28 protein-coding genes are annotated in these 25,196 nt (G+C 72.4%); 11 read left to right on the plus strand and 17 right to left on the minus strand.

The window, feature by feature from the left end; all coding sequences use genetic code 11:
* Positions 1-175 precede the first annotated feature (175 nt).
* The 4 genes from ACYVO2_RS11620 to ACYVO2_RS11635 all read right to left on the minus strand — a co-directional run bounded on the left by ACYVO2_RS11620 (position 176) and on the right by ACYVO2_RS11635 (position 5,443).
* Positions 176-2,152, minus strand: a complete 1,977-nt coding sequence (locus ACYVO2_RS11620) for a SpoIIE family protein phosphatase (RefSeq protein ID WP_461007616.1) — start codon at positions 2,150-2,152, stop codon at positions 176-178.
* Positions 2,153-2,194: 42 nt separating this feature from the next.
* On the minus strand, positions 2,195-2,851 hold the full coding sequence (locus tag ACYVO2_RS11625) for a class I SAM-dependent DNA methyltransferase (RefSeq protein ID WP_461007617.1): 657 nt from the start codon (positions 2,849-2,851) through the stop codon (positions 2,195-2,197).
* Between the two features lie 349 nt (positions 2,852-3,200).
* A complete protein-coding gene (gene fomD / locus ACYVO2_RS11630; RefSeq protein ID WP_461007618.1) occupies positions 3,201-3,899 on the minus strand; it encodes a cytidylyl-2-hydroxypropylphosphonate hydrolase in 699 nt (232 codons plus the stop codon).
* Positions 3,900-4,012: 113 nt separating this feature from the next.
* Positions 4,013-5,443 carry a class II fumarate hydratase gene (locus ACYVO2_RS11635; RefSeq protein ID WP_461007619.1) on the minus strand — a complete coding sequence of 477 codons (1,431 nt, stop codon included), beginning with the start codon at positions 5,441-5,443 and terminating at the stop codon, positions 4,013-4,015.
* A gap of 113 nt (positions 5,444-5,556) precedes the next feature.
* Between ACYVO2_RS11635 and ACYVO2_RS11640 the strand changes: the two genes are divergently transcribed.
* Positions 5,557-6,111, plus strand: a complete 555-nt coding sequence (locus ACYVO2_RS11640) for a DinB family protein (RefSeq protein ID WP_461007620.1) — start codon at positions 5,557-5,559, stop codon at positions 6,109-6,111.
* A 25-nt stretch (positions 6,112-6,136) separates the two neighbouring features.
* On the opposite strand, the gene ACYVO2_RS11645 is transcribed toward ACYVO2_RS11640, so the two are convergent.
* Positions 6,137-7,795, minus strand: coding sequence for a fumarate hydratase (locus tag ACYVO2_RS11645; RefSeq protein ID WP_461007621.1), 1,659 nt, complete (start codon positions 7,793-7,795; stop codon positions 6,137-6,139).
* Between the two features lie 140 nt (positions 7,796-7,935).
* On the opposite strand from ACYVO2_RS11645, the gene ACYVO2_RS11650 reads away from it, so the two are divergent.
* Both ACYVO2_RS11650 and ACYVO2_RS11655 read left to right on the plus strand, forming a co-directional pair.
* Positions 7,936-8,598, plus strand: coding sequence for a DUF1707 SHOCT-like domain-containing protein (locus ACYVO2_RS11650; protein ID WP_461007622.1), 663 nt, complete (start codon positions 7,936-7,938; stop codon positions 8,596-8,598).
* Between the two features lie 236 nt (positions 8,599-8,834).
* A complete protein-coding gene (locus ACYVO2_RS11655) occupies positions 8,835-9,227 on the plus strand; it encodes a WhiB family transcriptional regulator (protein ID WP_461007623.1) in 393 nt (130 codons plus the stop codon).
* 209 nt (positions 9,228-9,436) lie between these two features.
* Here ACYVO2_RS11655 and glpX read toward each other — a convergent pair whose 3' ends face one another.
* Entirely contained in the window at positions 9,437-10,471 is a 1,035-nt protein-coding gene (glpX, locus tag ACYVO2_RS11660; protein ID WP_461007624.1) for a class II fructose-bisphosphatase, read from the minus strand.
* A 114-nt stretch (positions 10,472-10,585) separates the two neighbouring features.
* Here glpX and ACYVO2_RS11665 point away from each other — a divergent pair, with 114 nt between their 5' ends.
* A complete protein-coding gene (locus tag ACYVO2_RS11665; protein ID WP_461007625.1) occupies positions 10,586-11,119 on the plus strand; it encodes a DUF4245 domain-containing protein in 534 nt (177 codons plus the stop codon).
* 4 nt (positions 11,120-11,123) lie between these two features.
* Here ACYVO2_RS11665 and ACYVO2_RS11670 read toward each other — a convergent pair whose 3' ends face one another.
* The 4 genes from ACYVO2_RS11670 to xseA form a co-directional block, all read right to left on the minus strand.
* Positions 11,124-11,549 carry a hypothetical protein gene (locus ACYVO2_RS11670; protein WP_461007626.1) on the minus strand — a complete coding sequence of 142 codons (426 nt, stop codon included), beginning with the start codon at positions 11,547-11,549 and terminating at the stop codon, positions 11,124-11,126.
* A gap of 121 nt (positions 11,550-11,670) precedes the next feature.
* A complete protein-coding gene (locus ACYVO2_RS11675; protein ID WP_461007627.1) occupies positions 11,671-12,276 on the minus strand; it encodes a malonic semialdehyde reductase in 606 nt (201 codons plus the stop codon).
* Between the two features lie 68 nt (positions 12,277-12,344).
* A complete protein-coding gene (locus ACYVO2_RS11680; protein WP_461007628.1) occupies positions 12,345-12,641 on the minus strand; it encodes an exodeoxyribonuclease VII small subunit in 297 nt (98 codons plus the stop codon).
* 40 nt (positions 12,642-12,681) lie between these two features.
* Positions 12,682-13,905 carry an exodeoxyribonuclease VII large subunit gene (gene xseA, locus ACYVO2_RS11685; RefSeq protein ID WP_461007629.1) on the minus strand — a complete coding sequence of 408 codons (1,224 nt, stop codon included), beginning with the start codon at positions 13,903-13,905 and terminating at the stop codon, positions 12,682-12,684.
* An 80-nt stretch (positions 13,906-13,985) separates the two neighbouring features.
* On the opposite strand from xseA, the gene ACYVO2_RS11690 reads away from it, so the two are divergent.
* The 3 genes from ACYVO2_RS11690 to ACYVO2_RS11700 are packed head-to-tail and all read left to right on the plus strand — an operon-like array spanning position 13,986 to position 16,367.
* Positions 13,986-14,984: a 4-hydroxy-3-methylbut-2-enyl diphosphate reductase gene (locus tag ACYVO2_RS11690; RefSeq protein ID WP_461007630.1), complete on the plus strand. Its 999-nt coding sequence runs from the start codon at positions 13,986-13,988 to the stop codon at positions 14,982-14,984.
* An 8-nt stretch (positions 14,985-14,992) separates the two neighbouring features.
* A complete protein-coding gene (gene ppgK, locus ACYVO2_RS11695; RefSeq protein ID WP_461007631.1) occupies positions 14,993-15,736 on the plus strand; it encodes a polyphosphate--glucose phosphotransferase in 744 nt (247 codons plus the stop codon).
* Between the two features lie 52 nt (positions 15,737-15,788).
* The gene (locus tag ACYVO2_RS11700; RefSeq protein WP_461007632.1) at positions 15,789-16,367 is read left to right on the plus strand and encodes a Uma2 family endonuclease; all 579 of its coding nucleotides are present in this window, start codon (positions 15,789-15,791) and stop codon (positions 16,365-16,367) included.
* Positions 16,368-16,435: 68 nt separating this feature from the next.
* Here the strand turns inward: ACYVO2_RS11700 and ACYVO2_RS11705 are convergent, their stop codons facing one another.
* Positions 16,436-17,716: an RNA polymerase sigma factor gene (locus ACYVO2_RS11705; protein ID WP_461007633.1), complete on the minus strand. Its 1,281-nt coding sequence runs from the start codon at positions 17,714-17,716 to the stop codon at positions 16,436-16,438.
* A 5-nt stretch (positions 17,717-17,721) separates the two neighbouring features.
* A complete protein-coding gene (locus ACYVO2_RS11710; RefSeq protein ID WP_461007634.1) occupies positions 17,722-18,072 on the minus strand; it encodes a YciI family protein in 351 nt (116 codons plus the stop codon).
* A 141-nt stretch (positions 18,073-18,213) separates the two neighbouring features.
* Here ACYVO2_RS11710 and ACYVO2_RS11715 point away from each other — a divergent pair, with 141 nt between their 5' ends.
* Positions 18,214-18,606: a helix-turn-helix domain-containing protein gene (locus ACYVO2_RS11715; RefSeq protein WP_461007635.1), complete on the plus strand. Its 393-nt coding sequence runs from the start codon at positions 18,214-18,216 to the stop codon at positions 18,604-18,606.
* A gap of 48 nt (positions 18,607-18,654) precedes the next feature.
* The gene (locus ACYVO2_RS11720; RefSeq protein WP_461007636.1) at positions 18,655-19,065 is read left to right on the plus strand and encodes a VOC family protein; all 411 of its coding nucleotides are present in this window, start codon (positions 18,655-18,657) and stop codon (positions 19,063-19,065) included.
* Between the two features lie 119 nt (positions 19,066-19,184).
* On the opposite strand, the gene ACYVO2_RS11725 is transcribed toward ACYVO2_RS11720, so the two are convergent.
* On the minus strand, positions 19,185-19,385 hold the full coding sequence (locus tag ACYVO2_RS11725; RefSeq protein ID WP_461007637.1) for a DUF397 domain-containing protein: 201 nt from the start codon (positions 19,383-19,385) through the stop codon (positions 19,185-19,187).
* 8 nt (positions 19,386-19,393) lie between these two features.
* On the minus strand, positions 19,394-20,224 hold the full coding sequence (locus tag ACYVO2_RS11730) for a helix-turn-helix domain-containing protein (protein WP_461007638.1): 831 nt from the start codon (positions 20,222-20,224) through the stop codon (positions 19,394-19,396).
* Between the two features lie 310 nt (positions 20,225-20,534).
* On the opposite strand from ACYVO2_RS11730, the gene ACYVO2_RS11735 reads away from it, so the two are divergent.
* Both ACYVO2_RS11735 and ACYVO2_RS11740 read left to right on the plus strand, forming a co-directional pair.
* Positions 20,535-20,945 (plus strand): ATP-binding protein, encoded by a 411-nt coding sequence (locus tag ACYVO2_RS11735; protein ID WP_461007731.1) that lies wholly within the window; start codon positions 20,535-20,537, stop codon positions 20,943-20,945.
* Positions 20,938-21,567 carry a hypothetical protein gene (locus ACYVO2_RS11740; protein WP_461007639.1) on the plus strand — a complete coding sequence of 210 codons (630 nt, stop codon included), beginning with the start codon at positions 20,938-20,940 and terminating at the stop codon, positions 21,565-21,567. The genes ACYVO2_RS11735 and ACYVO2_RS11740 overlap by 8 nt, the downstream gene beginning before the upstream one ends.
* 33 nt (positions 21,568-21,600) lie before the next feature.
* Here ACYVO2_RS11740 and ACYVO2_RS11745 read toward each other — a convergent pair whose 3' ends face one another.
* The 3 genes from ACYVO2_RS11745 to ACYVO2_RS11755 form a co-directional block, all read right to left on the minus strand.
* Positions 21,601-23,019, minus strand: coding sequence for an ATP-binding protein (locus ACYVO2_RS11745; RefSeq protein WP_461007640.1), 1,419 nt, complete (start codon positions 23,017-23,019; stop codon positions 21,601-21,603).
* Between the two features lie 840 nt (positions 23,020-23,859).
* Positions 23,860-24,141: a site-specific integrase gene (locus ACYVO2_RS11750; RefSeq protein ID WP_461007732.1), complete on the minus strand. Its 282-nt coding sequence runs from the start codon at positions 24,139-24,141 to the stop codon at positions 23,860-23,862.
* Between the two features lie 42 nt (positions 24,142-24,183).
* The gene (locus ACYVO2_RS11755) at positions 24,184-24,936 is read right to left on the minus strand and encodes a hypothetical protein (RefSeq protein ID WP_461007641.1); all 753 of its coding nucleotides are present in this window, start codon (positions 24,934-24,936) and stop codon (positions 24,184-24,186) included.
* Positions 24,937-25,196 lie beyond the last annotated feature (260 nt).

The raw sequence follows: 25,196 nt of genomic DNA on the forward strand, positions 1-25,196 counted from the left end.
CACGGCCTCACGGCCTCACGGCCTCACGGCCTCACGGCCTCACGGCCTCACGGCCTCACGGCCTCACGGCCTCACGGCCTCACGGCCCGGCGCCCCTTCCCGGCCCCGGGCCGTGCGAAACCGGTCGTCCGCCCCGTGCGGGGTGGACGACCGGGGTGGGCGTAGTCCGAGGTGTTCAGCGGCCGGGGGGCAGGGGCTGTTCGAACCACACGACCTTGCCCGCGCTCAAGCGGGTGGCGCCCCAGCGCTTGGCGAGGCGGGCGACGACCATCAGGCCGCGGCCCTCCTCGTCGTTGGGGCGCGCCCGGCGTCTGCGGGGGAGTTGGGGGTTGTCGTCGCCGACCTCGCAGCGCAGCGTGTCGGTGCACATCAGGCGCAGCGTCACCGGCCGCTCCGCGTACCGCACCGCGTTGGTGACCACCTCGCTGACCAGCAGTTCGGTGGGCTCCACCAGCTCCGGCAGGTTCCAGCGCAGCAGCGCCCTGCGCACCAGGCGCCGCGCCCGGCTCGCCGTCTGCGGGTGCGGCTCGAGGAACCAGTACGCCACGTCCTGCGGCGGTATCCCGTCGAACCGGGCGGCGAGCAGCGCCACGTCGTCCTCCCGGTCGCCGGGCCCGAGCACGTCCAGCGCCTCGTCGCACAGCGGCTCCAGCGGCGGGGAGCTGATGGCCTGTCCGGCGGCGGCCAGCCGGTCGCGCAACTGCTCCACCCCGGTCCACACGTCGCGGCCGCGCGACTCCACCAGCCCGTCGGTGTACAGCAGCAGCGTGGCCCCGGCGGGCGCGGGCAGCTCCACCGACTCGAACGCGATCCCGCCGACCCCGATCGGCGCCCCGGTGGGCAGCCGCAGCACCTCGGCCCGCCCGTCGCGGTGCAGCAGCACCGGCGGGACATGCCCGGCGTTGGCCAGCACCAGGCGGTGCGCTATTGGGTCGTACACCGCGTACAGGCAGGTGGCCATGCGGTCGTCGCCGAGCCGCTGCGCCTGCTCGTCCAGGTGGTACAGCACCTCCTCGGGCGGCAGGTCGAGCATGGCCAGGGTCTGCACGGTGGTGCGGAGCTGGCCCATGATCGCGGCGGAGGTCATGGAGTGGCCCATGACGTCGCCGACGACCAGCGCGACCCGGTTGCCGGGCAGCGGTATCGAGTCGTACCAGTCGCCGCCGACGCGGGCGGTCTCGGCGGCCGGCAGGTAGCGGTGCGCCAGGCGCACGCCGGTCGGCTGGGACAGCCGCGTGGGCAGCATCGCGCGCTGGAGCGCGTCGGCGATCTCCGCCTCGCGGCCGTACAGCAGCGCCTTGTCCACCCCGAGCGCGGTGTGGGTGGCGAGCTGCGCGGCCACCAGCAGGTCGTCGGGCTCGAACGCGGGCCTGGCGGGGCCGCGCAGCAGGACGACGGTGCCGAGCACGCTCGTGCGCCCGCGCAGCGGGGCAAGCACCACCCGGGCGCCGGGCGGCAGCACGGTGGTGGGACCGGGGCCGAGCAGCTCGGTGAGGGCGGCCGTGGTCCGCGGGTCGCCGCCGAACACCGGGCGGCCCTCCTTGAGGACCTCGGTGAGCGGGGAGGACGGGCCGAGCCGCACCGGCCGCGCCTCCTCGGGCGGGGGCAGCAGGTCGGTGGGCAGCGGTGTCCTGCGGGCCGCCTCGTGCTCGTGCGGGATGCGGTCGGTGCGGCGCAGGCGCAGCACGACGGGCCCGGTGACCTTGCGCTCGCCGACCGGCAGGGGCTTGCGCAGGTGGATGGCGACGGCGTCGGCGAAGACGGGCACGCAGGCGCGGGCGAGCCCCTCGAGGATCTCGTCGAGCTCCAGGCCGCGTCCGATGCGGCGCGCGGCGGCGTCGAGGTAGCGCAGCCGGTCGCGCTCGCGGGTGTGCGACGGGTGCTCGGCGGGACCTTCGTCGGGGTGGTCCGCGTGTCGGTTCACCGTGCGGTCCTCAGCGGGGGGACGCGGGGGTGCCACCGCGCCGGGGCGGTCGTCCGGAGGGGGCCGGTCGGCGGGGCGGCCGGCCCCCTCCGGACCCGCCAACGGGGCGGGGATCTCTCCGCGGGCGCGGGGCGCCGGCACCTCGGCGTCGTTCCTGCCGCCGTGCGCCAGGGCGCGCAGGGGGAACCTGCCGGGGTGCTCCTCGGGGATGTCGTGCTGCTCGGTCACGGCCTCGTCGATCCATCCGGTGGTGCGCTGCCCGTCGCCGCGCTACTTCTTGGCGCAGTGGAGGAAGAGCTGTTCTTCCGGGGGTACGTCCGTGCTCTTGGGCGCGTACGCGTAGGCGGTCTCCGCGGTGACGGCGAATCCGGCGCGCTCGACGAGCGCGCGCAGATCCTCGCGGAGATAGCCGCTGACCCGGATCTCGTTGCCGAGAAAGGGCAGCGGGAAGGCGTCCAGGTCGGCTTCGACCATCGCCAGCGCGAACAGGCCCGAGGGTCTGAGCAGGGCGTGGCACAGGCGCAGTGCGTGCGGGAACTCCGCCTGGGGAAGCATCAGCAGGGAGAAGAACGCGACCACGGCGTCGAACCGGCCGAGGTCGAGGTCCCCCGCGGGGTGCAGGTCCGCGATGTCGGCCCGGTGGAAGCGGGCCCGCGGCACGTTCTCCCGGGCGCGGGCCAGCATGCCCGCGGACAGGTCCACGCCGACCACCTCGAGACCGCCGTCGGACAACTGGCGGGCCGTGGGCAGCCCGGTGCCGCACCCGACGTCGAGGACGCGCGCCCCCGGCGGCAGGGACTTCAGCAGCCACTCGCCCGCGGCGAGCTGGCCCTCCTTGTGCGGGAACGCCTCGTCGTACCGGTCGCCGATGGCGTCGAACGCCTCGGCCTGGCCGGTGCGGTCGCCCTTGACCCGGTCGTAGTCCACCCGGCCCGCCGTCCTTTCGCCCGGCCCGCCCCCGTGCGGTGGCGCCGCGCCCCGCCCTTGTGGGGGAGGACCGTTGCGCACGGTAATGGCGGACGATGGTCCGTCTCCTATGCACATACCCACCGTGACCCTACTGGTGCACCTGGGTAGCCGAGGTTACGGATGAGTCAAGAAAGACCAAGGGGTGCTCCTTCCGGTGAACGCTTGGCCAAACATCCACGGTAACGGAAGAAGTGACGCTGTGTAACCCATTAGTTCCGGACGGAGGCGCGCCCGAACGGACGTCCGGCGGGCCGGGGAAGGGGCCGGGCGCCGGCCCGTGCGCGGACCGGGCGCGGCCGGTGCGGCGCTACGCCCCGGGCAGGCCGCCGGACGGGGCCCGGTCCCAGTCCGTGGGCAGCGCGGGGGCGGACCAGGACGGGTCGGGGCGCCAGTCCTCCCAGCCGTCGCGGAACGGCCAGCCCCAGCGCTCGACCTCGCGCAGCGCCGCCTGCCCCGCGGCCCGGATCCGCGCCGCCTTCGCCGCGTCGATCAGCCCGGCCTCGCGCGCCGCGGCGAACTCGTCCTCGTCCTTCCACTCCCAGGTCCGGTCCGGGTAGACCGCGATGTCCAGCACGTGGTCCTCCGAGTCCACCCCGCCCGACCAGCGCAGCCTGGGCTCCTCGAGGTTGACGTACCAGTTGCGCAGCCGCCAGCCGTGGTCCCAGAACAGCCACACCGACCACGGGTCGCGGGCCCTGGCCAGTTTCAGCACCCCGGTGCCGAACCACGTCGAACGGTGCGCCGTGCGGGGCTTGCGGAACCGGGTGGACAGCGGCTCCTCGGCGATCTCCGAGCCGTCGGTGAGCACCGGGCGCACGCACTCGGTGCCGGGCGCCAGCCACACCGCGAGCACCTCCGGGTCGTCGCGGACCACCGTCACGGGGCGGCAGATCAGCAGCCGCCGGGTGGCGTTGCCCCGGTACCGCCACAGCACCGTCTCGCCCGGCGCCCAGCGCCCCGGGGCGGCAGCCTGTCCTTCCGCGGTGCGCACCGTCTCGGCCGTCATGACCCTCCCTCACGCCGTCACCCCCCTGGAGAGCCCGAGGGCGGGCCGGATCAGGGTGGACCGTCAAAGGTAACCCACGGCACCGGGTGGGCGACCCCCGTGCGACCGAACGCTTACGGGCGCGTCATCCGCAGGACGTCCAGCGCCTCGTCGAGCTGCTCCTCCGTCAGCTTCCCCTGCTCTACATACCCCCGTTCGACCACCACCTGACGGATGGTCTTGCGCTCCGCGAGGGACTGCTTGGCGACCTTCGCCGCCTCCTCGTAGCCGAGGTACTTGTTGAGCGGGGTGACCACCGAGGGCGAGGACTCGGCGTACTCGCGGGCACGCTCGGCGTCGGCGGTGACGCCGTCCACGGCGCGGTCGGCCAGCAGCCGGGAGACGTTGGCGAGCAGCCGCACCGACTCCAGCACGTTGCGGGCGAGCATCGGCAGCATGACGTTCAGCTCGAAGTTGCCGGACGCGCCGCCGAACGCGATCGCCGCGTCGTTGCCGATCACCTGCGCCGCCGCCATCAGCGCCGCCTCCGGCACCACCGGGTTGACCTTGCCCGGCATGATCGACGAGCCGGGCTGGAGGTCGGGCAGGGCGATCTCGGCGAGCCCGGTGCGCGGGCCGGAGCCCATCCAGCGCAGGTCGTTGCAGATCTTCACCAGGCCCACCGCGATGGTGCGCAGTTGCCCGGACAGCTCCACCAGCCCGTCGCGGGCGCCCTGCGCCTCGAAGTGGTTCCTGGCCTCGGTCAGCGGCAGCCCGGTGGCGCGGGCGACCTCGGCGATGACCGCGGCCGAGAAGCCGCGCGGGGTGTTGATGCCGGTGCCGACCGCGGTGCCGCCAAGCGGCAGCTCGGCCAGCCGGGGCAGCGACGCCTGGAGGCGCTCGACCCCGTACCGCACCTGGGCCGCGTAGCCGCCGAACTCCTGGCCGAGCGTGACGGGCGTGGCGTCCATCAGATGGGTGCGGCCCGCCTTGACCACCTCGGCGAACTCCTCCGCCTTGCGCTCCAGCGACCCCGCCAGGTGCTCCAGGGCGGGGACCAGGTCGCGCAGGACGGCCGAGGTCGCCGCGATGTGGATGGAGGACGGGAAGACGTCGTTGGACGACTGGCTGGCGTTGACGTGGTCGTTCGGGTGCACCGGGCGGCCGAGCCGCTCGCCGGCCAGGGTCGCGATGACCTCGTTGGCGTTCATGTTGGACGAGGTGCCCGAGCCGGTCTGGAAGACGTCCACCGGGAAGTGGTCGTCCCAGCGGCCCTCGGCGACCTCCCCGGCCGCCTCGGCGATCGCCTCCGCGATGTCCTCGTCGAGCACGCCGAGCCCGGCGTTCACCTTCGCGGCCGCCGCCTTGATCCTGGCCAGCGCCTCGATGTGGGCGCGCTCCAGGCGCTGGCCCGAGACGGGGAAGTTCTCCACGGCGCGCTGGGTCTGGGCGCGCCACTTCGCGTGCGCGGGGACGCGGACCTCGCCCATGGAGTCGTGCTCGACGCGGTACTCGGCCCCGCCCGGGGTGCCGCTTCCGCCGGGTGCGCCAGTGCGATCAGTCATGTCCTCTTCCAACGTCGGGCCGGGCCGGGGGACTTCCCTCGTAGGGTTCCTAAGACGACGGATGAAGAAACATTCACTGGTGCTGAACGGTGGCGCTCCTCCATGCTCGCCGCATGATCGCTCCCGACCACGGCAACGACGAGATCGTCCCCGACGACAAGGACTGGACCTGGGTCCTCACCCGCGTCTGCCCCGAGTGCGGCTTCGACGCGCGCTCCTTCCCCCTGGAGCAACTGCCCGCCCTGCTGCGGGAGGGCGCCGCCGCCTGGCGCGAGGTGCTGCGGCGCCCGGGGGTGCGGGCGCGCCCCCGCCCCGGCACCTGGTCGCCCCTGGAGTACGCCTGCCACGTCCGCGACACCTGCCGCGTCTACGACGAGCGGCTGGGCCTGATGCTGACCGAGCACGACCCGCTGTACCCCAACTGGGACCAGGACGCCACCGCCGTCGCCGAGCGCTACGGAGAGCAGGACCCGGCGGTGGTGGCCGAGGAGCTGGCCGCAGCGGCGGAGCGGCTGGCCGCGCACTTCGCCACGGTGCGCGGCGACGCCTGGCGGCGGCCGGGGCGGCGCAGCGACGGCGCGGCGTTCACCGTCGAGACCTTCGCCCGGTACTTCCTGCACGACCCGGTGCACCACCTGTGGGACGTGACGGGGGAGCGGGCCGGGTGACCGGCGGGGGCCCGGCCCGCGCGGGTCAGGCCCCCCGCACCGGGATGCCGGTGAACAGCGGCTGCGGGGGCTCCAGCGAGGAGAAGAAGTCGTTCCCCTTGTCGTCCACCACGATGAACGCCGGGAAGTCCGCCACCTCGATCTTCCACACCGCCTCCATGCCCAGCTCCGGGTACTCCAGCACCTCCACCGAGCGGATGCAGTCCTGGGCCAGCCGCGCCGCGGGCCCGCCGATCGAGCCGAGGTAGAAGCCGCCGTGCTTGGCGCACGCGTCGGTGACCTGCTTGGACCGGTTGCCCTTGGCCAGCATCACCAGCGAGCCGCCCGCCGCCTGGAACTGGTCCACGTAGGCGTCCATCCGCCCCGCCGTGGTCGGACCGAACGAGCCGGACGCGTAGCCCTCCGGGGTCTTGGCCGGGCCCGCGTAGTACACGGCGTGGTCGCGCAGGTAGGCGGGCATCGGCTCGCCCGCGTCCAGCCGCTCCTTGATCTTGGCGTGGGCGATGTCGCGGGCCACCACCAGCGGGCCGGTCAGCGACAGGCGGGTGCGCACCGGGTAGCGGCTCAGCTCGGCCCGGATCTCCGCCATCGGCCGGTTGAGGTCGATCCGCACCACGTCGTCGGCGCCGAGCTCCTCGTCGGTGGTGTCCGGCAGGAACCGGGCCGGGTCGCGCTCCAACTGCTCGAGGAACACGCCCTCCGCGGTGATCTTCGCGACCGCCTGGCGGTCGGCCGAGCAGGACACCGCGATCGCGACCGGGCAGGACGCGCCGTGCCGGGGCAGCCGCACCACCCGCACGTCGTGGCAGAAGTACTTGCCGCCGAACTGCGCGCCGATCCCGATCCGCTGCGTCAGCTCGAACACCTTCCGCTCCAGCTCCGGGTCGCGGAAGCCGTGGCCGGTGGGGGAGCCGGAGGTGGGCAGGGTGTCCAGGTAGTGCGCCGAGGCGTACTTGGCGGTCTTCAGCGCGTACTCGGCGGAGGTGCCGCCCACCACCACGGCCAGGTGGTAGGGCGGGCAGGCCGCCGTGCCCAGCGAGCGGATCTTCTCCTCCAGGAAGCGCATCATCGACGCCTCGTTGAGGACCGCCTTGGTCTCCTGGTACAGGAACGACTTGTTGGCCGAGCCGCCGCCCTTGGCCATGAACAGGAACTTGTACGCGTCCCCGTCCGCCGCGTACAGCTCGATCTGCGCCGGCAGGTTGCTGCCGGTGTTGCGCTCCTCCCACATGGTCAGCGGCGCCATCTGCGAGTACCGCAGGTTCAGCTTGGTGTAGGCGTCGTACACGCCGCGGGAGAGCGCCTCCTCGTCCCGCCCGGAGGTCAGCACCTGCTGGCCGCGCTTGCCCATCACGATCGCGGTGCCCGTGTCCTGGCACATCGGGAGCACGCCCGCCGCGGCGATGTTCGCGTTCTTCAGCAGGTCCAGGGCGACGAAGCGGTCGTTGGGGCTGGCCTCCGGGTCGTCCAGGATGCGGCGGAGCTGGGCGAGGTGCGCGGGGCGCAGGTAGTGCGAGATGTCGTGCATCGCCTCGGCGGCCAGCAGCCGCAACGCCTCCGGCTCCACGGTGAGGAAGCGGCGGCCCCCCGCCTCGAAGGTGCCCACGCCCTCGCCGGTCAGCAGCCGGTACGGCGTGTCGTCGGCACCGAGGGGCAGCAGGTCCGTGTAGGCGAAGTCGGGCATCGGGTCCTCACTCGGCGGCGTGGTAGGGACGGGGCGGGGACAAGCGTAAGTCCCGCGCTCGGGCCGCCCCCACCCCCACCCCCGCCTCGCGCACCCGGCCCTCTGGTCACGATCTATCGCGTTTGGATATCGTGTCGCGCGTGGACGAGTCGGAGCTCCAGAAGAAGCCGCAGCCGGCCGCACCGGCCCGGCGCCCCGTCGCCTACGCCGAGATCCGGGCGTCCGACGCCGACCGCGACCGGGTCGCCGAGATCCTCGCCCAGGCCCTGGCCGAGGGCAGGCTGACCACGGACGAACACGCCGAGCGCCTCGACGCCGCCTACCGCTCCAAGACCGTGGGCGAGCTCGAACCCCTCACCCGCGACCTCCCGGACGCCGCGCGGGCCACGGCGCCCGCGCCCGCCGCGCCGCCCCCGGCCGCCGAGGAGGCCCCGGCCGCGGTGGCGGTCTTCGGCGGGGCGTCCCGCAGGGGCAGGTGGCGGGTCGGCCGCGAGGTGAACGCGCTCGCGGTGTTCGGCGGGGTGGAGATCGACCTCACCGAGGCGGTGTTCTCCTCGCCCGAGGTGGTGGTCAAGGCCAACGCGGTCTTCGGCGGCGTGGAGATCCTGGTGCCGGAGAACGTCTCGGTGCGCGGCGGCGGTGGCATGGGCCTGTTCGGCGGCTTCGACGTCAAGGGGCACGACTCGGCGGACCCCGGCGCGCCGGTGGTGCGGGTGCGCGGTCTCGCGCTGTTCGGCGGGGTGAGTGTGCGGCGCGGGAAGGGTAAGCGTCTGAAGGACTGGGGCCGCTCGGCCGGGGGCTGACACCTCGCCCGGCGGCCCGCCCGACAGGCCCTGGCGGCGGGGCGCGCGGCGCCGCGCGCGAGGCGTACTTGACCTGCGGCCGGACACGGTGTGCATGAAGCCCGCCACAGCGGGTAGGGCTGCTTCATCGTCTCTCGTACGGCTGCGCCTGTGTGGACAGTGGGTGGGGACAGCCGTGCGCAGCGGACGGACAAGCTCGAAATCGCCGCCGAGCCGTCGTCGTCAGGAGATAAGCCGTGCTGCAATCGACCGAGTCCCTGAAGGACGCAGCCCTTCCGGGCCAGCGCACCTCCGGCCGCTTCACCCCAGCCGAGGCCGTGCCGGGCGACGTGGGCGGCCCCTGGCACTCGGGCGCCGCCTGCCGCCGGGACGAGGCGGGGCTGTTCTTCGCCCCGTCCAAGGAGCCCACGGCGGCCCGGCTGGCCCGGGAGGAGGCGGCCAAGCGGGTGTGCGCGCGGTGCCCGGTCCTGCTGGAGTGCCGCGAGCACGCGCTGCTCCAGCCGGAGCCCTACGGCGTGTGGGGCGGCCTCACCGCCGCCGAGCGCCGGGTGGTGCTGGCGCGCCGGCGGCGCCGGGAGGCGGAGCTGAAGTCGGCCGCCCACCGGGGGCGGATAGCGGCCGTGGGCTAGGGGCGCCGCGCGCCGTCCCGCGGCCGGCCGGCAGGGGCCGGGGCCGCGGCGGGCGCGGAGGCTTTCCGACCGACGGGGGCGTGCGTTGAGCGAGCGACGGGGCGGAGCACCACTCGGTGCTCCGCCCCATTGCGCTGCCCGCGGCCCGGCCGGCCAGTGGCCGGACGCCGGACCCCGGCGGGCGGCGGCGGGCCCGGCGGCCCCGGGCCTCAGCGCGCCCGGTCGAAGTCCACCGCGCTGTAGGCGCGCAGCTTGGACAGCCGGTGGGTGGAGTCGATCCTGCGGATGGTGCCGCTCTTGGAGCGCATCACCAGCGACTCGGTGGTGGCCGTGTCCGAGCGGTACCGCACCCCGCGCAGCAGCTCGCCGTCGGTGATCCCGGTGGCGGTGAAGAACACGTTCTCGCCCCACACCAGGTCGTCGGTGGTGAGCACCTTCGTCAGGTCGTGCCCCGCGTCGATCGCGCGCTGCCGCTCGGCGTCGTCCTTGGGCCACAGGCGGCCCTGGATGGTGCCGCCCAGGCACTTCATGGCGCAGGCGGTGATGATGCCCTCCGGGGTGCCGCCGATCCCGGCCAGCAGGTCCACGCCGGTGCCCTCCATCGCGGCCATGATGGCGCCCGCGACGTCGCCGTCCGAGATGAACTTGATGCGGGCGCCGGTCTCCCGGATCTCCTTGACCAGGCCGTCGTGCCGGGGCCGGTCCAGGACGACCACGGTGACGTCGTCCACGGTGGCCCGCTTGGCGCGGGCGACGCGGCGGATGTTCTCGGCGATGGGCGCGGTGATGTCCACGGCCCCGGCGGCGTCCGGGCCGGTCGCCAGCTTCTCCATGTAGAACACGGCGGACGGGTCGAACATGGTGCCGCGCTCGGCCACCGCCAGCACGGACAGCGCGTTGGTCATGCCCTTGGCGGTCAGGGTGGTGCCGTCGATCGGGTCCACGGCGACGTCGCACTCCGCCCCCGTGCCGTCGCCGACGCGCTCTCCGTTGAAGAGCATGGGCGCCTCGTCCTTCTCGCCCTCGCCGATGACGACGACGCCGTTCATCGAGACGGTGGAGACGAGGGTGCGCATGGCCCGCACGGCGGCGCCGTCCGCGCCGTTCTTGTCGCCGCGCCCCACCCAGCGCCCGGCGGCCATGGCGGCGGCCTCGGTGACGCGGACGAGTTCCAGGGCGAGGTTGCGGTCGGGGGCCTCGGGGGCCACTTCCAACTGCGGGGGCAGGTGGGTCTGCTCGGTCATCCGATCGTACCTTTCTGTACGTCGACGGCCGGAATGAGGGTTGCCGTGACTGTACCCAGGCCGGATGCCCCGTGAGCAGGGTGCCTGCCGGGGGCCCGCCCCCCACCTGCGACCATGGGGGGCGTGGCAACGAACAGACGCGGCAGGCAGACGGTGCGGGACATGGTGCTGTCCCTGATGGTGATCAGCGCGGTGAGCGCCGTCATCTACTTCTTCGTGCCGCACTCGGGAGGCGACCCGGTCAAGACGGTGGACTACCGGATCGAGCTGCTCACGGCACGGCGGGCGGCGCCGTTCCCCGTGCTGGCGCCGGAGGGGCTGTCCAAGGACTGGCGGGCCACGTCCGTGCGGTACCGGGGGCAGGACCCCGAGGCCGACGGCGCGGTGTGGCACCTGGGGTTCATCAACCCGCAGGACGAGTACGCGGCGGTCGAGCAGACCGACGGGCCCGCGGCCCGGTTCATCGACGACGTCAGCAAGCAGGCCAGGCCGGACGGCACCGTCCGGGTGGGCGGGCAGACGTGGGAGCGCTACGTCGGCCCGAAGTACAACGCGCTGGTGCGGGCGGAGAAGGACGTGACCACGGTGGTCACGGGCACCGCCCCGCACGACCAGCTCGCCGAACTGGCCGCGGCACTGCGCCGCTGACGGCTCACGCCCACCCGGCGGGCACCCCGGCGCCGCCGGACACCTCGGTGCCGTCGGCGCCCAGCAGCAGCCGGGGCCGCCGCCGCTGCCACCACCGCCCCGCGCCCGGCTCGGCCGGGCCCGGGGCGGTGCCGCGCAGCGGGACCGTGGCCCGCAGGCAGCGGGCGTCCAGGGCGTTCAGCTCGGCCTGGCGGGCGGCGCGGACGGCGGGCGTGAGCAGGGGCCACGCCTCGGCGAGCCAGTCGCGGCAGCGCAGGTCGTGGAGGTACTCGTGGGCCCACTCGGCGTCGTAGCCGTCCTCCAGGTCGGCGACGAACTCCGCCCAGGCGGACAGGGCGGCGTTCAGGGTGAGGTCGCCGTACCGGTCGGCGAGCGCCCGGCGGGCGCGGTGTACGGAGGTGTAGTCCTCCGCGGTGAGGGTGTCGTCCATGGCGGCAGCCTGGCACGCCGGGCGGTCGGCGGGCCGCTGCGCCGGAGGGTCGTGGAAAAGGTGAGGACCGGTCCGCCCCGGAGGCCGTGTGGGGCGGACCGGCCCTGTTCGGGGGCGGTCGTCAGACGGTGGTGACGACTTCCTCGTAGTCCAGGCGGGGGGCGCGCGGGTAGAAGGCGTCCGGGCCCGGCTTGCCGATGTTCACCACGGCCAGCGCCTTGTGCTCGCCGTCGCCGAAGAACTCCTTGGTCACGCCCTCGGCGTCGAACCCGGTCATCGGGCCCGCGGCGAGCCCGGCCGCGCGCACGCCGACGATGAAGTAGGCCACCTGGAGGGTGGCGTTGAACGTGGCGGAGTACTCGCGGACCGCGGGGTCGGCGAAGAAGTTCTTGGCCTGCGGCAGCGCCGGGGCCAGCCGCGGCAGCTCCTCGTGGAACTCCAGGTCCGTGCCGAGGACCGCCACCAGCGGGGCCTTCCTCGTCTTCTCCTTGTTGCCGTCCATCATGTGGGCGACCAGGGCCTCGCGGCGCTCGGGCGAGCGGACCAGCACCACGCGCAGCGGGGACTGGTTCATGGAGGTGGGGCCGTACTTCACCAGGTCGTATATCGCCCGGACGGTCTCGTCGGAGACGGGCTCGTCGGTGAAGGTGTTCGCGGTCCTCGCCTCGCGGAAGAGCAGGTCCTGGGCGGCGCTGTCGAGCGCCAGCAGCTCGCTGGGGGTGGCCATGGTGATCCCTCGCCGGTCGGAAGTCGGTGGCACTTCGTGGTTACGGGGCCAACCCTAGCCAAGATGCATTAACGTTCAACCTCTTCCTGGCCAGATGTGACGCGGCTCACACCGTCCTCGCCGGAGGCTTCCTCGCCCTCCGCCTCGAGCACCGCCGTCAGCCGCGCCCGCGCCCCGTCCAGCCAACGGCGGCAGACCCCGGCCAGTTCCTCGCCGCGCTCCCACAGCGCCAGCGACTCCTCCAGCGAGGTGCCCCCCGCCTCCAGCCGCCGCACCACCTCGATCAGCTCGTCCCGCGCCTGCTCGTAGCCCAGCGCGGCCGCGGCGGCCGCCCGGGCCGGGGTGTCGGTGTCGTTGTCGGTCATGCGCCCCACCCTACGAGCCGCCGCCCACCCCGCAGCCCCCTCAGGCCCCGTCCGCGCCCCCGGTGACCCGCACCCCGAACTGCCCGTCCGCCACCCGCGCCCGCAGCTCCTCCCCCTCGGCCACCTCCGCCGCCGAGCGCACCACGGCCCCGTCCGCCCGCTGGAGCACGGCGTAGCCCCGGGCGAGGGTCGCGGCGGGGGACAGCGCCACGCACCGGGCCAGGGTGTGCGCCAGGTCCGCGTCCGCGCGGTCGAGCTGGTGCCGCAGGCAGCGCCGGGCCCGCTCGGCCAGCGCCGTCACCTCGGCCTCCCGCTCCTCCACCATCCGCAGCGGCACGGCCATCGAAGGACGGCTCAGCGCCGCCCGCAGCCCCCGCTCCTCCCGGTCGAGCAGCCCGGTGACCACCCGCAGCGCGCGCTCGCGCAACTGGTCCACGCGCTGCCGCTCCTCGCGCACGTCCGGCACCACCTTCTTGGCCGCGTCGGTGGGCGTGGACGCCCGCAGGTCCGCCACCAGGTCGAGCAGCGGGCTGTCCGGCTCGTGGCCGATCGCGCTGACCACGGGCGTGCGGCAGGCGGCCACCGCCCGCACCAGTTGCTCGTCCGAGAACGGCAGCAGGTCCTCCACGCTGCCGCCCCCGCGCGCCACCACGATCACCTCGACCCCGGGCAGCGCGTCCAGCTCCCGCACCGCCTCCACGACCTGCGGCACGGCGTGCGCCCCCTGCACCGCGACGTTGCGCACCTCGAACCGCACCGCGGGCCAGCGCCGCCGCGCGTTCTCCAGCACGTCCCGCTCGGCCGCCGACGCCCGCCCGCACACCAGGCCGATCACCCCCGGCAGGAACGGCAGCGGCCGCTTGCGCTCCGCCGCGAACAGGCCCTCGGCGGCCAGCGACCGCTTCAGCCGCTCCAGCCGGGCCAGCAGCTCGCCGATCCCCACCAACTGGATCCGCGCCGCCCGCAGCGACAGGGTGCCGCGCGGCGCGTACCACTCGGGCTTGGCGTGCACCACCACCCGGGCGCCCTCGGTGACGGTGTCCGCGATCTCGTCGAACACCCGGCGGTAGCACGTCACCGAGATCGACACGTCCATCGACGGGTCGCGCAGCGTCAGGAACACCACGCCCGCGCCGGGCCGCCGCGACAACTGCGTGATCTGCCCCTCCACCCACACCGCGCCGAGCCGGTCGATCCAGCCGCCGATCAGCCGGGAGACCTCGTGGACGGGGATGGGCGCTTCGGCGGACGTCTGGAGAGCCATGCGGCGAGGGTAGCCGCGCCGCCCCCGCCGTCCCACGCGCCCTCGAGGCGCCCTCAGCCCGGCCCCCGTACGATGGGGCCATGACTCTGCCCGGAGCCGCCGCCGCCCGCCGTGTCCTGCTCGCCGCCCCCCGGGGCTACTGCGCGGGCGTGGACCGCGCCGTGATCGCCGTCGAGAAGGCCTTGGAGCAGTACGGCGCTCCGGTGTACGTGCGCAAGGAGATCGTCCACAACAAGTACGTCGTCAGGACCCTGGAGAAGCAGGGCGCCATCTTCGTGGACGAGACGGACGAGGTGCCCGAGGGCTCCATCGTCATCTTCTCCGCGCACGGCGTCGCCCCCGTGGTCCACGAGGAGGCCGCCCGCCGCAGCCTGGCGACCATCGACGCCACCTGCCCGCTGGTCACCAAGGTGCACAAGGAGGCCGTGCGCTTCGCCTCCGAGGACTACGACATCCTCCTCATCGGCCACGAGGGCCACGAGGAGGTCGTCGGCACCATGGGCGAGGCCCCCGACCGCATCCACCTGGTGGACGGCCCGGACGACGTGGCGAACGTGCGGGTGCGCGACGAGGACAAGGTGGTGTGGCTGTCCCAGACCACCCTGTCGGTCGACGAGACCATGGAGACGGTGGACCGGCTCAAGGAGCGCTTCCCCGGCCTGGTCTCCCCGCCCAGCGACGACATCTGCTACGCCACCCAGAACCGCCAGGTCGCGGTCAAGCGGATCGCCGCCGAGGCCGAGCTCGTCATCGTCGTCGGCTCCAAGAACTCCTCCAACTCCCAGCGCCTGGTCGACGTCGCCCTGGAGTCGGGCGCCGACGCCGCCCACCTGGTGGACGGCGCCGACGAGATCGACGAGTCCTGGCTGGAGGGCGTCACCACCGTCGGCCTGACCAGCGGCGCCTCCGTGCCCGAGATCCTGGTCGAGGGCGTCGTGGACTGGCTCGCCGAGCGCGGCTTCGGCGATGTGGAGGTGATCCGCTCGGCGGAGGAGCACATCCAGTTCTCCCTGCCCAAGGAGCTGCGCCGCGACCTGCGCGCCGAGGCCGCGGCCGGACGGCCGTCCGCCGGGGAGTGATCGGCGCGATGACGGACGCGTTCGGCGTCGACATCGGCGGCTCCGGCATCAAGGGCGCCCCGGTCGACCTGGAGAAGGGCACGCTCGCCCAGGAGCGGCACAAGGTCCTCACGCCCCACCCCTCCGAGCCCGGCGCCGTCGCCGAGGCCGTCAAGGAGGTCGTGGACCACTTCGGCTGGACCGGCCCGGTCGGCATCACCTTCCCCGGTGTCGTCACCGACGGCACCGTGCGCACCGCGGCCAACGTGGACAAGCGCTGGGTGGACCTGCCCGCGGCCGAGCTGTTCACGCGGACCCTGGGCGCCCCCGCCACCGTCCTCAACGACGCCGACGCCGCCGGGATCGCCGAGGCCGCGTTCGGCGCGGGCCGCGGCCACCGGGGCGTCGTGCTGGTCCTCACCTTCGGCACCGGCATCGGCAGCGCCCTGTTCGCCGACGGCACCCTCGTCCCCAACACCGAACTGGGCCACCTGGAACTGCACGGCAAGGACGCGGAGAAGCGCGCCTCCTCCCACGCCCGGGAGGCGGAGGACCTGTCCTGGCCGAAGTGGGCCGAACGGGTCGGCGAGTACCTCCGCCACGTCGAGGCCCTGTTCAGCCCCGACCTGTTCATCATCGGCGGCGGCGTGAGCCGCAAGGCGGACAGGTTCCTCCCCCTCATCGAAGGCGTCCGCGCCCCCGTCGTCCCGGCCACCCTCCAGAACAACGCGGGCATCGTCGGAGCGGCGATGGCGTGCGCGGGGCGGGGCTGAGGGAACCGCGGGACGCGGGGGCGGGGATCGTCCGAATGGCCAAGGTCGAAGCATGACCGCACTGCCCGACTGGATGCGCCCGCCACGCGCAGAAGGCTGGTTCGCGGAGGACTTGGACCATCTCCCGGAGGCGCCCCGCCACACCGAGCTGCTCGACGGAGCCCTCGTCTTCATGACGTCCCCGCAGCGGTCCTGGCACGGCCGCCTCGTCACCGGCCTGACCGTCGCGCTCATGGAGCAGGCCCCGGACGGCCTGGAGGTCGAGCGCGAGATGACCATCCGGCTCGACGCCCGCAACCGCCCCGAGCCGGACCTCCTCGTCACCACCGCTCCTTACGACCCCGACCGGACGTGCTACAAGCCGCAGCAGGTCGTCCTCGTCGTCGAGGTGGTCTCCCCCGAATCCGCCCACCGCGATCGCACGGTCAAGCTCCGGAAGTACGCCGAGGCGGGAATCCGGCACCACTGGCGCGTCGAGGACGAGAACACCGTCCCCGCCGTCCACGTCCACGAACTCGACGAACCGACGGGCGCCTACGCCCCCGCGGGGATCTTCCGGCACTCGCTGAGGCTGCCCGTGCCCTTCGGCATCGACATCGATTTGGACAGGCTCACCGCCGGCCGCCGCTGACCCGGCCCGCGGCCGGCCGTAGGTGGCGCGGGGCATGGGCTGCGGGAGCCCCGCCCCGGTCGGCGGCGTCAGGTGTCCGCGGTGCCCGGGTCGGTCTCGGTGAGCCTGCGCCGCAAGTGGGACCGTTCCGGTTCGGTGCCGGCCTGCTCCAGGGCGCGGCGGTAGGCCGCGGCCGCTTCGGAGGGTCGGCCGAGCCGGTGCAGCAGGTCCGCGCGGGCGGCGTGGTAGGGGTGGTAGCCGCGCAGCCGCTCCTCGCCGGCCAGATGGTCGAGCAGGGCCAGGCCCGCCTCGGGGCCGTCGCGCATCGCCACGGCCACGGCCCGGTTCAGGGCGACGACGGGGGACGGGGTGAGCGCGAGCAGCACGTCGTACAGCGCCACGATCTGCGGCCAGTCGGTGGCCGCCACGTCCGCGGCCTCGTCGTGCAGGGCGGCGATCGCGGCCTGCACCCCGTAGGGCCCGGCCGGACCGCCGGTCAGCGCCGCCGGCACCAGGGCGAGGCCCTCGCCGATCATGGAGCTGTCCCAGCGGCCGCGGTCCTGGTCGGCGAGCAGCACCGGCTCCCCGCCCGGGCCGGTGCGGGCCCCGCGCCGCGCGTGGACCAGCAGCATCAGCGCCAGCAGCCCCGTCACCTCCCGCTCGCCGGGCAGCAGCCGCCGCAGGATTCGCGCCAGCCGGATGGCCTCCTCGGCCAGGTCCGGCCGCTGGAGGTCGGGTCCTGAGCTCGCCACGTAGCCCTCCGTGAACAGTGAGTACAGCGTCCGGAGCACCCCCGGCAGCCGCTCCGGCAACTCGTCCGCCCCCGGCACCCGGAACGGGATCCGGGCCTCGCGGATCTTCTTCTTCGCCCGCACGATCCGCTGCGCCATCGTCGTCGGCGGGACGAGGTGGGCCCGCGCCACCTCCGCCGTCGTCAGCCCGGCCAGGCAGCGCAGCATCAGCGCCCCGCGCGCCTCGGCCGGGAGGGCAGGATGGGCGCAGGTGAAGAACAGTTGCAGCCGCTCGTCGGGGAGGCCGGAGCCGGCGTCCGCGGGCGGGGCCGGCGCGGCCCGGTCCGCCTCCACCTGGAGGACGGCGAGCCGGGCCGCGTACGCCTGGTCCCGGCGCAGCCTGTCGAGGGCCCTGCGCCGGGCCGTCGTCAGCAGCCAGGCACCGGGCCTGGCCGGAACGCCGTGTTCCGGCCAGTGCACCAGCGCCGCCTCCATCGCCTCGGAGGCGACCTCCTCGGCCAGATCCAGATCGCCGAAGCGGCGGACGAGGGAGGCGAGCAGCAGCCCGTGCTCCTCGCGGAACACCGCCTCCACCGCCCGGTCGGCACCGCCCACCAGCTCCGGCCCCCGCTCCGGCACGGCCGTCAGGCCCCGAAGTCCGCGACCGGCCGCACCACGACCGACCCGCTGCCGCGCGCCCCGGGGCAGCGGGCGGCCCAGTCCAGGGCGGCGTCCAGGTCCGGCACGTCGATCACGTAGAAGCCCCCCAGCACCTCGCGGCTCTCCGCGAAGGGCCCGTCCACCACGGACCGCTCACCGTCCGCGCCGACCCGCACCGTCGTGGCGGTGACCAGGTCCGCGAGCGACTCGCCCGAGACGTGGATCCCCGCGTCGCGGACCTCCTTGTCGTAGTTCATCCACTCCTGGACGTCGCACTCGGCGGCCCCGCCGTCCGCGTCGACCGCACCGGCGTTGATCAGCAGCATGTACTTCACGGTGTGCCTCCTGTGTCGCTTCCCCGCACGGCGTCGGTGCCGCACACCATCACGACGAACGGGACCCGACCGCATCGACAGCATCCCCGAAAAAACTCCCGAACGGACCGGCCCGCCTCCCCGCCGTGATGGGATGACGCCGTGAGCCGCGCCGCAGAGGACACCAACCGCCGCATGCTCCGCGCCCGGGACGCGATGGACCGCGCCTACGCGCAACCGCTGGACGTCCCCGCCCTGGCCCGGATCGCCCACGTCTCCCCGGCGCACTTCGCCCGCACCTTCCGGGCGGTGTTCGGCGAGACCCCGCACCGCTACCTCCAGCGGCGCCGCGTCGAACGCGCGATGTTCCTGCTGCGCGAGACCGACCGCAGTGTCACCGACATCTGCTTCGAGGTCGGCTTCGGCAGCCCCGGCACCTTCAGCCGCACCTTCCGCGACATCGTCGGCCGCTCACCCAGGGAGTACCGCAGGCAGGCGGCCGCCGCGAACGTACCGACCTGCTTCACCATGGCCTGGTCCCGACCGAGCACCTGAGCAGTTTCGGATAAGTTTCCGCCCCGCCGCGTCACTAACGTGGCACCCATGTTCACCGCGATCACACACTCCGCGATCTACGTCCTCGACCAGGACCAGGCCCTCGACTTCTACGTCGGCAAGCTCGGCCTGGAGGTCGCCGCCGACGTCGACATGGGCTTCATGCGCTGGCTGACCGTCCACGTCCCCGGCCACCCGGACCGCGAGATCCTCCTGGAGCAGCCCGGCCCGCCGGCGATGTCCGAGGAGACGGCACAGCAGGTCCGCGACCTGGTGACCAAGGGCGCCATGGGCGGCTGGCTCATCCTCACCACCGACGACTGCCGCAAGACCTACGAAACCCTCCGCTCCCGCGGCGTGGAGTTCACCGAGGAACCCACCGAACGCCCCTACGGCATCGACTGCGGCCTCCGCGACCCCTTCGGCAACCGCCTCCGCTTCACCCAGTTGAAGGGCTGAGAACAGCCCCCGCCCGAGCGGCGGGGGCTTCCCCGTGCTCTCTCCTCGGCACCCGGCTCGACAGAACCAACGAGACCCCGCTCTGAGAGAGCGGGGTCTTTTGCGATCACTGTGGTTGTCTAACTTGCAGGAAAGCGATCGGCCTTGACGGCTTCGACGAACGCCGCCCAGGCCACAGGGCTGAACGCCAGCACAGGCCCGTGAGGGTCCTTGGAGTCCCGGACGGGCACGACGCTGGGGACGCCTTCGGCTACTTCGATGCAGTTGCCGTTGCCCTGGCTCCTGCTGGACTTGCGCCACGTGACGTGCGCCAGGTCCATCTCGCTCCTCATAGGTCATTCACCATGTTCCGGATCAGCGTCAGCGTCTCCGTGACGCTCAGGGCGGCTGCACGAAGGTGGTCGAACAGCACCTCGTACCCCTGGGGATCGGGCTGGTAAGGGTCGGGGCTGGCTTCGACATAGGCCACATCGGGATCCTCCTGATGTGGGAATTTAAGGATAACGAACGGTCCAGCCAGTGTCCCGGGGTGAGCTCCCGCCGAGAAGGGGATGACCTGAAGGATCACGTTCGGCAGCTCGGCCATCTCCAGCAGGCGGTTGCACTGCTCGCGCATCACCTCGGGACCACCGACCATCCGCCGTAGCGCCGACTCGTCGAGGACTGCTCGCAGCTCCAAGCGCTCCGGTCCCGTCACGACGTGCTGACGCTGCATCCGCACGTCCACGCGCTGTTCCAGGGCGTCGTCGGACAAGCCCAGAACTGTCGCGCGGTTGATCTCTTCCGCGTATCTGCGGGTCTGAAGCAAGCCGGGTACGACGTTCTCGTAGGTCAGCAGCGTCGTGGCCTCCGCCTCCAACCCGATGAAGGTCGAGTAGGGGACGTCGTAGAGCTGCCACCAGCCCTTCTTTCGCGCGTCTCGGGTGAGGGTCGCCAGCTTCTCGCGCTGCTCGGCGTCCTTGACTCCGAGCTCGTCGAGCAGCCGGTTCACGTCCACCGATGAGGGGGCCGCGCGACCTGCCTCGAACCTGGACAACTTCGAAGCCGACCAGTTCAGACGCTTCGCCAGTTCGGCGCCCGTGAGGCCGGCCGACTCACGGAGTCGCTTCAGTTCCAGCCCCAGCCTCCGGCGTCGCACCACAGGGCTTGATGTCGTCACGCGGCCAGTCTGGTGGCCCGTCGCGCCACGTCGCAAGCCGGATTTGCAATTGCACTCCATAGTGGGATTGCAGACGCTGTCCGCAAGACTCCACACTCCTGCAAGGTCGGCACTCGGGCGAACGGACCAAAAGTGTCCGAGTGTTGGCGTGCCGTCAGTCCGAAGTCCTTGTCAGCGGGCCACCTGCCTCTGAAGCGGGTGCGCCGTGCCGGAGGTACGAGTCGTGAATGACCAGACACCACCGCAGGTCCCGCCGGAACAGCCGCAGGGGAGTGGCGACAGAAGCGCCCAAGGGAAAACCCCCTTGTTCGTGATTGCGCCCCGTGCCAACGCGACCGGCTGTCCCGGTTACAGCGAGACGCTCCCCAGCGAGGACGAGTCTGCGTGCCGCGCTCGTCAGCTCGTCGCCGCCGCCCTCAACACTTGGGGGCTCGGCTGCCTGATCGATGACGCGGTACTCATCGTCGCCGAGTTGGTGACCAACGCCGTACGGCACAGCGACCGCGGCCCCCTGCGGGTGAGCGTGAAGCGGCCCGAGCCGCGCCGGGTGCGGGTTGCCGTGAGCGACAAGTCCCGCTCCGTGCCGACCCTCCGGGCACCCTTCGACGACGAGGAGTCCGGGCGCGGGCTGCTCATCGTCGGGGCCGTCGCGGACCGGTGGGGCACCGATCTGCGCCGCTGGGGCAAGGTCGTCTGGGCGGAGCTGGTCGCCGGTGAGTAGCCGATCGATCGCCCGCCCCACCCTCGTCCCGTACATCACCGCCTGGAGCAGCGAGGAGCCCGGACTGAAGAGGGACCTGACCCTCGATGTCTTCCCCCGTCTCCGCCTCGCCTACCGGGGGCGTCCCCGGCCGGGGGACCGGGACGGGCACGGTGTGCTGTGGGCGCGCATGTCGTCCTCTCCCGGCGTCGGCCGCCCGCTGTACAGGGAGATGCACTCCGCCCGCCAGCGCGCCTGCGCGTCCGCCCTGCGCCGCCAGCTCTGCAACGGCCCGGCGAGCCGCGACGACGCCGGGTACCTGTTCCTGGACTGGCGCAAACCGGACGACCCTCCCACCTGGCCCGAGGGTGCCCTGACGGCCATGCCCCCGCTGTGCGAGCCCCACGCCCGCGCCTCCGCCGAGCAGTGCCCCCACCTCGGCCGCGGCGACTTCACCGCCCTGCGCGTGCGCGAGCCCCGCCCCTGGGGCGTCGCGGGCAGGTTGTACCAGCGCACGCCAACCGGCTGGCGGGCCCACGAGTCGAACCCCTGGCTGCCGTACGGCGACCACAGACTCGACGCGATGCTGGCCTCCGGCCTGATCCTCGAACTCCGCGGGGTCACGGTGGTGGGCCTGCCGTGACCGCCCGGCCCGGCGGACGCCCGCAATCCGCACTCACAGCGGCCAAGCGCTCAACAAATCGCCTGGGCCGTAGGCGGCATCGAGCCCAGGACAGTCGACTCCGCTGCGCGAGACCGCCACGACTGGAACTGGTTCGTCGGTGAGGGCGGCCCGGTGGCGATGGAGAGCTGCCAGGTCGTGCCGATCGAAGGGCGACTGCTCCAGCCACTTGATGGAGCCGACGAAAAGCAGCTCCTTCGCGATGGGGGCGCGGTCCGCCCCAACGATGTCGATCTCAACGTCGTTGGTGCGGGTCCAGTAGCCGCCGACTGCGGGCGCTGCGGGGAGCCGGTCATCAGGCAGCATCCGGGCGAGCGCCTCGCGGATGAGTGGCTCGATCGCCCGGCCGCGCCAACTGGTCCAGCTCTCCCGGATCCGCGCCAAGGTCAGGTCGCCCCGTCCTCGCTCGATCTCCTCCATGGACGGGCCGAGCAGGTGCAGCCAAAACCGCAGGTAGGGATCTGCCACCCGGTAGCGGCGATCCTTCGACGGGCGCAGCGACACGGGCAGCTCCGCGGCGACGATCCGCTTGTCCGTGAGCAACTCCAGCGCTCGCAGCAGCGGGGTGGCCCCGATCCCGCCGGCCGCACGGGCGATGTTGGTGAAGGTACGCTCGCCACTGCCGATGGCCGCCAGCACCGTACGCGCCTGAGCCTGCGGGGGAAACTCGGCGGCCAATGAGCGCTCGGCCGACACAAGCAGGGCCGAGACCGGGTCATTCAAGGCCTCGCCGAGGAAGTCCCACAGCCCCGCGCCGTGCGGCCATTCCGCGCAGATCAGCGGCAGCCCGCCGGTGACCAGCGCGGCGTCGAAGGTTTCCGCCGGTTCCAGCCCCAGCATCCTCCCCACCTCGGCGGGGTTCAGCGGCCCCAGCACCATCTCCCGGCCGCGCTGATGGAAGGGGCGTCCATAGCTGTTGAGAGCCTCCATCATCGACAGATCGGAGCCGATGAGGACCAGCAGCACCGGCTTGGTCTCCAGCACCCGGTCCCAGGCCCGTTGCAGCATCCCCTCGAAGGCGCCGTCGGCGTCCATCAGGTACGGCACCTCGTCGATGACGAGCAGGCTCGCCCGGTCGGCGGGCAGCGCCGCAGCCAGCACATCGAACGCCGCGTCCCAGCTCTCCGGCCGTGCGGCGGCCACCAGCCCGGCCAGCGGCAGCGTCGACGCTTGGGCGTCCCGCGCCAGCCGTGCCAGATCATCCCTGGGGGACGCGCCGGTCGCCGCGTAGAACAAGAACGGGGCTCCCGAGCGCTCCGCGAACCGCTCGACCAGTCGTGACTTGCCCACTCGGCGCCGCCCGCGCAACATCACGCACCGACCGGGCCGCTCCCCGCCAACTCCTGCTGCCACCTTCCGCAGCTCTCGCTCCAACGTCGCCAGCTCCTGCCGACGGCCCACGAAATCCACCACGACCTGGCGACCTCCATCCATGAGACTAACCGTATAGTTACTAACGTAGATGTTAGTAACCTCCCCAGCTTGTCGCCAAATCTCGCAGCTCCGGCTGCTTGCGGGTGATCTCCGACTTGAACGAGTCCACGCCACCCGGGGGTACGCCAACCAACTCGTCGATCAGCCGACTGTCCACCGCCTTCGCCTGCTGCGGCTCGACCGCCTCGACGGTCTTGGCTTCAGTCGCGTCGCCGCTGGTCGTCGGTGCATCTCTACGGTGGACGTTGCACGTGAGTGCCCCGTGGGGGCGCATGGCTCTCATGGCCGCTGTTCAAGGTGAGGTTGACGATGAGCGCAACTGCGCATTTCGCCCCGAACTTCGTCGTTTACGACAGGCTGCAGGGCTGACCTTGACCGAATTCTCCGCAGCGCTCAACTACGACAAAGAACACCTGAGCAAGGGAGCCCGCGAAGCCGTGAAGCAGTGGGAGCGCGAGCCCGTCAAAACCTCCCGCACGCCCCTCGCGGGGATATCCCGCGATCCAGCACGGGGAACTGACCCCGGCATCCCAACACCATCCCAGTACGGGAAAAATCAGGGCCCGACCCTGAAGAGTCGAACCCCTGACCGGCGGGTTTGCCAGATCGGCGATGGGGCGCTTGGTTACCCGCTACACGTTGAAGCGGAATCTGTAGTGCAGAGCTCCCACCTGCGGAAACGCGCGTTTTACAGTGGACATCCCAGCACCATCCCAGCACGGGCGTTCCATCCCAGCACCAAGCAGGCCAGCCAGTCCCGGTACTCCTACACAGCTCGGTCGCCGACGCTCGAGCTCACCTCCTCTGACGGCAGGAACGTCACATCTGGGGCACGAGCCGCATGGAGCGCTGCAAGACTTCCCGGCAGCGCTCCCACGCGCCGGGCAGCAAATGCCCGTAGATATCGACCGCCGTCTTGACGGAACGGTCCCACAGCCAGCGTGATACCTCGTGGATCGGCACACTGTTGGCCAGGGCAATGGAAGCGAAGAAGTGCCGCAGGCTACGAGGCGTGTACTTGGCCTTGCCGTCCAGATCGACCAGGCCGGCCAGGAGGCACGCCTTCTTGAACTGGTAACTATAGGACGCGATGGACGGCATCACCCCGGCGCCAGGCTGACGCGGGGCGAAGAAGGTCTCGAGTCAAATCCGCTTGCCCTTCTGCCCGGGAAAAACCACGGGCACCGGCTTCCACCTGCGGAGATGGGCATCAATCTCCTGTTCGACGAACAGGGCGGTGGGGATGTCCCGGCACTCCTTCTCCAGCCGATGCTTCAGGGGGACGAAGGGTTTCGGGCAGTCCTCGTGGTGCGTCTTGGCACTCACCTGCCATCGGATCCTGACGAAGCCAGACCGCCTGCACTCGGTGGAGAAGGCCAGGGCCTCGCTAGGTCGCTGTCCTGTACCGGACTGAAGGTAGACGGCGAGGCGGAACTGTGGCGTGATCTGCGCAGCGATCAGATCCACCTCAGCTGGCGTCGGCACTGCGTCCTCGTCCACCGCCACAGCATCCCTACGGGATATCCGGATGCCTCGGGCAGGGTTCTCCGTGATGCGCTTGTCGACGACCGCCGCCTCCATGATGGCGGCCACCAGGACCATGCGGTCGTTCACCGTCGACGCAGCCAGCCCTGCACCGCCTCGGTAGATGTCCTTGACGGACCTCTCAAAGTCCCGCCGCACCAACCCAGCCAGCGGCTTACGGCCAAGGCTCGGCACGAGATGGTTGCGAACGAACCCTTCGTAGTTGCAGCGGGTCGCCTCGCCGGTGACTCGTCGCTCAAGCCACTCCTCGGCCCAGACTGACAAGAGCACAGCGCTACGAGCAGGCTTGACGCGCACGCGAGTCTGCTTGTCTTTCTCCACGGCGGCAGCGAAGGCGTCCGCGCCGTCCAAGCCGATCCTCCGCGTAAACGACTTCTCCCGCTGCCGCCCCGTCTGCCGCCCAGCTCCCGATAGCGCACGGTCCACGCATGGCCACACCTTGGGCGCAAGCAGGGGTAGTTCCGGTCTCGGGCATCCCGCTTGCACCTCTGAAAGACGCTCGCCAACCGCCACCTCGATCTGCCGAACCCCTGGTCTTGAGATCGTGACCACCACCTCGCATGTGTGCAAGGAGCGCGCTACCAATCCGCTCTTCTTAGCGAATCCGCGCG

It is taken from the genome of Streptomyces capparidis (genome assembly GCF_054782095.1).

What these genes read in the sequence shown, in the direction of transcription:
- fomD (WP_461007618.1), bottom strand. Translation starts at nt 3,899, where the DNA reads ATGACGGCCGAGACGGTGCGCACCGCGGAAGGACAGGCTGCCGCCCCG.
- ACYVO2_RS11635 (WP_461007619.1), bottom strand. Translation starts at nt 5,443, where the DNA reads ATGACTGATCGCACTGGCGCACCCGGCGGAAGCGGCACCCCGGGCGGG.
- ACYVO2_RS11640 (WP_461007620.1), top strand. Translation starts at nt 5,557, where the DNA reads ATGATCGCTCCCGACCACGGCAACGACGAGATCGTCCCCGACGACAAG.
- ACYVO2_RS11645 (WP_461007621.1), bottom strand. Translation starts at nt 7,795, where the DNA reads ATGCCCGACTTCGCCTACACGGACCTGCTGCCCCTCGGTGCCGACGAC.
- glpX (WP_461007624.1), bottom strand. Translation starts at nt 10,471, where the DNA reads ATGACCGAGCAGACCCACCTGCCCCCGCAGTTGGAAGTGGCCCCCGAG.
- ACYVO2_RS11665 (WP_461007625.1), top strand. Translation starts at nt 10,586, where the DNA reads ATGGGGGGCGTGGCAACGAACAGACGCGGCAGGCAGACGGTGCGGGAC.
- ACYVO2_RS11670 (WP_461007626.1), bottom strand. Translation starts at nt 11,549, where the DNA reads ATGGACGACACCCTCACCGCGGAGGACTACACCTCCGTACACCGCGCC.
- ACYVO2_RS11675 (WP_461007627.1), bottom strand. Translation starts at nt 12,276, where the DNA reads ATGGCCACCCCCAGCGAGCTGCTGGCGCTCGACAGCGCCGCCCAGGAC.
- ACYVO2_RS11680 (WP_461007628.1), bottom strand. Translation starts at nt 12,641, where the DNA reads ATGACCGACAACGACACCGACACCCCGGCCCGGGCGGCCGCCGCGGCC.
- xseA (WP_461007629.1), bottom strand. Translation starts at nt 13,905, where the DNA reads ATGGCTCTCCAGACGTCCGCCGAAGCGCCCATCCCCGTCCACGAGGTC.
- ACYVO2_RS11690 (WP_461007630.1), top strand. Translation starts at nt 13,986, where the DNA reads ATGACTCTGCCCGGAGCCGCCGCCGCCCGCCGTGTCCTGCTCGCCGCC.
- ppgK (WP_461007631.1), top strand. Translation starts at nt 14,993, where the DNA reads ATGACGGACGCGTTCGGCGTCGACATCGGCGGCTCCGGCATCAAGGGC.
- ACYVO2_RS11700 (WP_461007632.1), top strand. Translation starts at nt 15,789, where the DNA reads ATGACCGCACTGCCCGACTGGATGCGCCCGCCACGCGCAGAAGGCTGG.
- ACYVO2_RS11720 (WP_461007636.1), top strand. Translation starts at nt 18,655, where the DNA reads ATGTTCACCGCGATCACACACTCCGCGATCTACGTCCTCGACCAGGAC.
- ACYVO2_RS11725 (WP_461007637.1), bottom strand. Translation starts at nt 19,385, where the DNA reads ATGGACCTGGCGCACGTCACGTGGCGCAAGTCCAGCAGGAGCCAGGGC.
- ACYVO2_RS11750 (WP_461007732.1), bottom strand. Translation starts at nt 24,141, where the DNA reads ATGCCGTCCATCGCGTCCTATAGTTACCAGTTCAAGAAGGCGTGCCTC.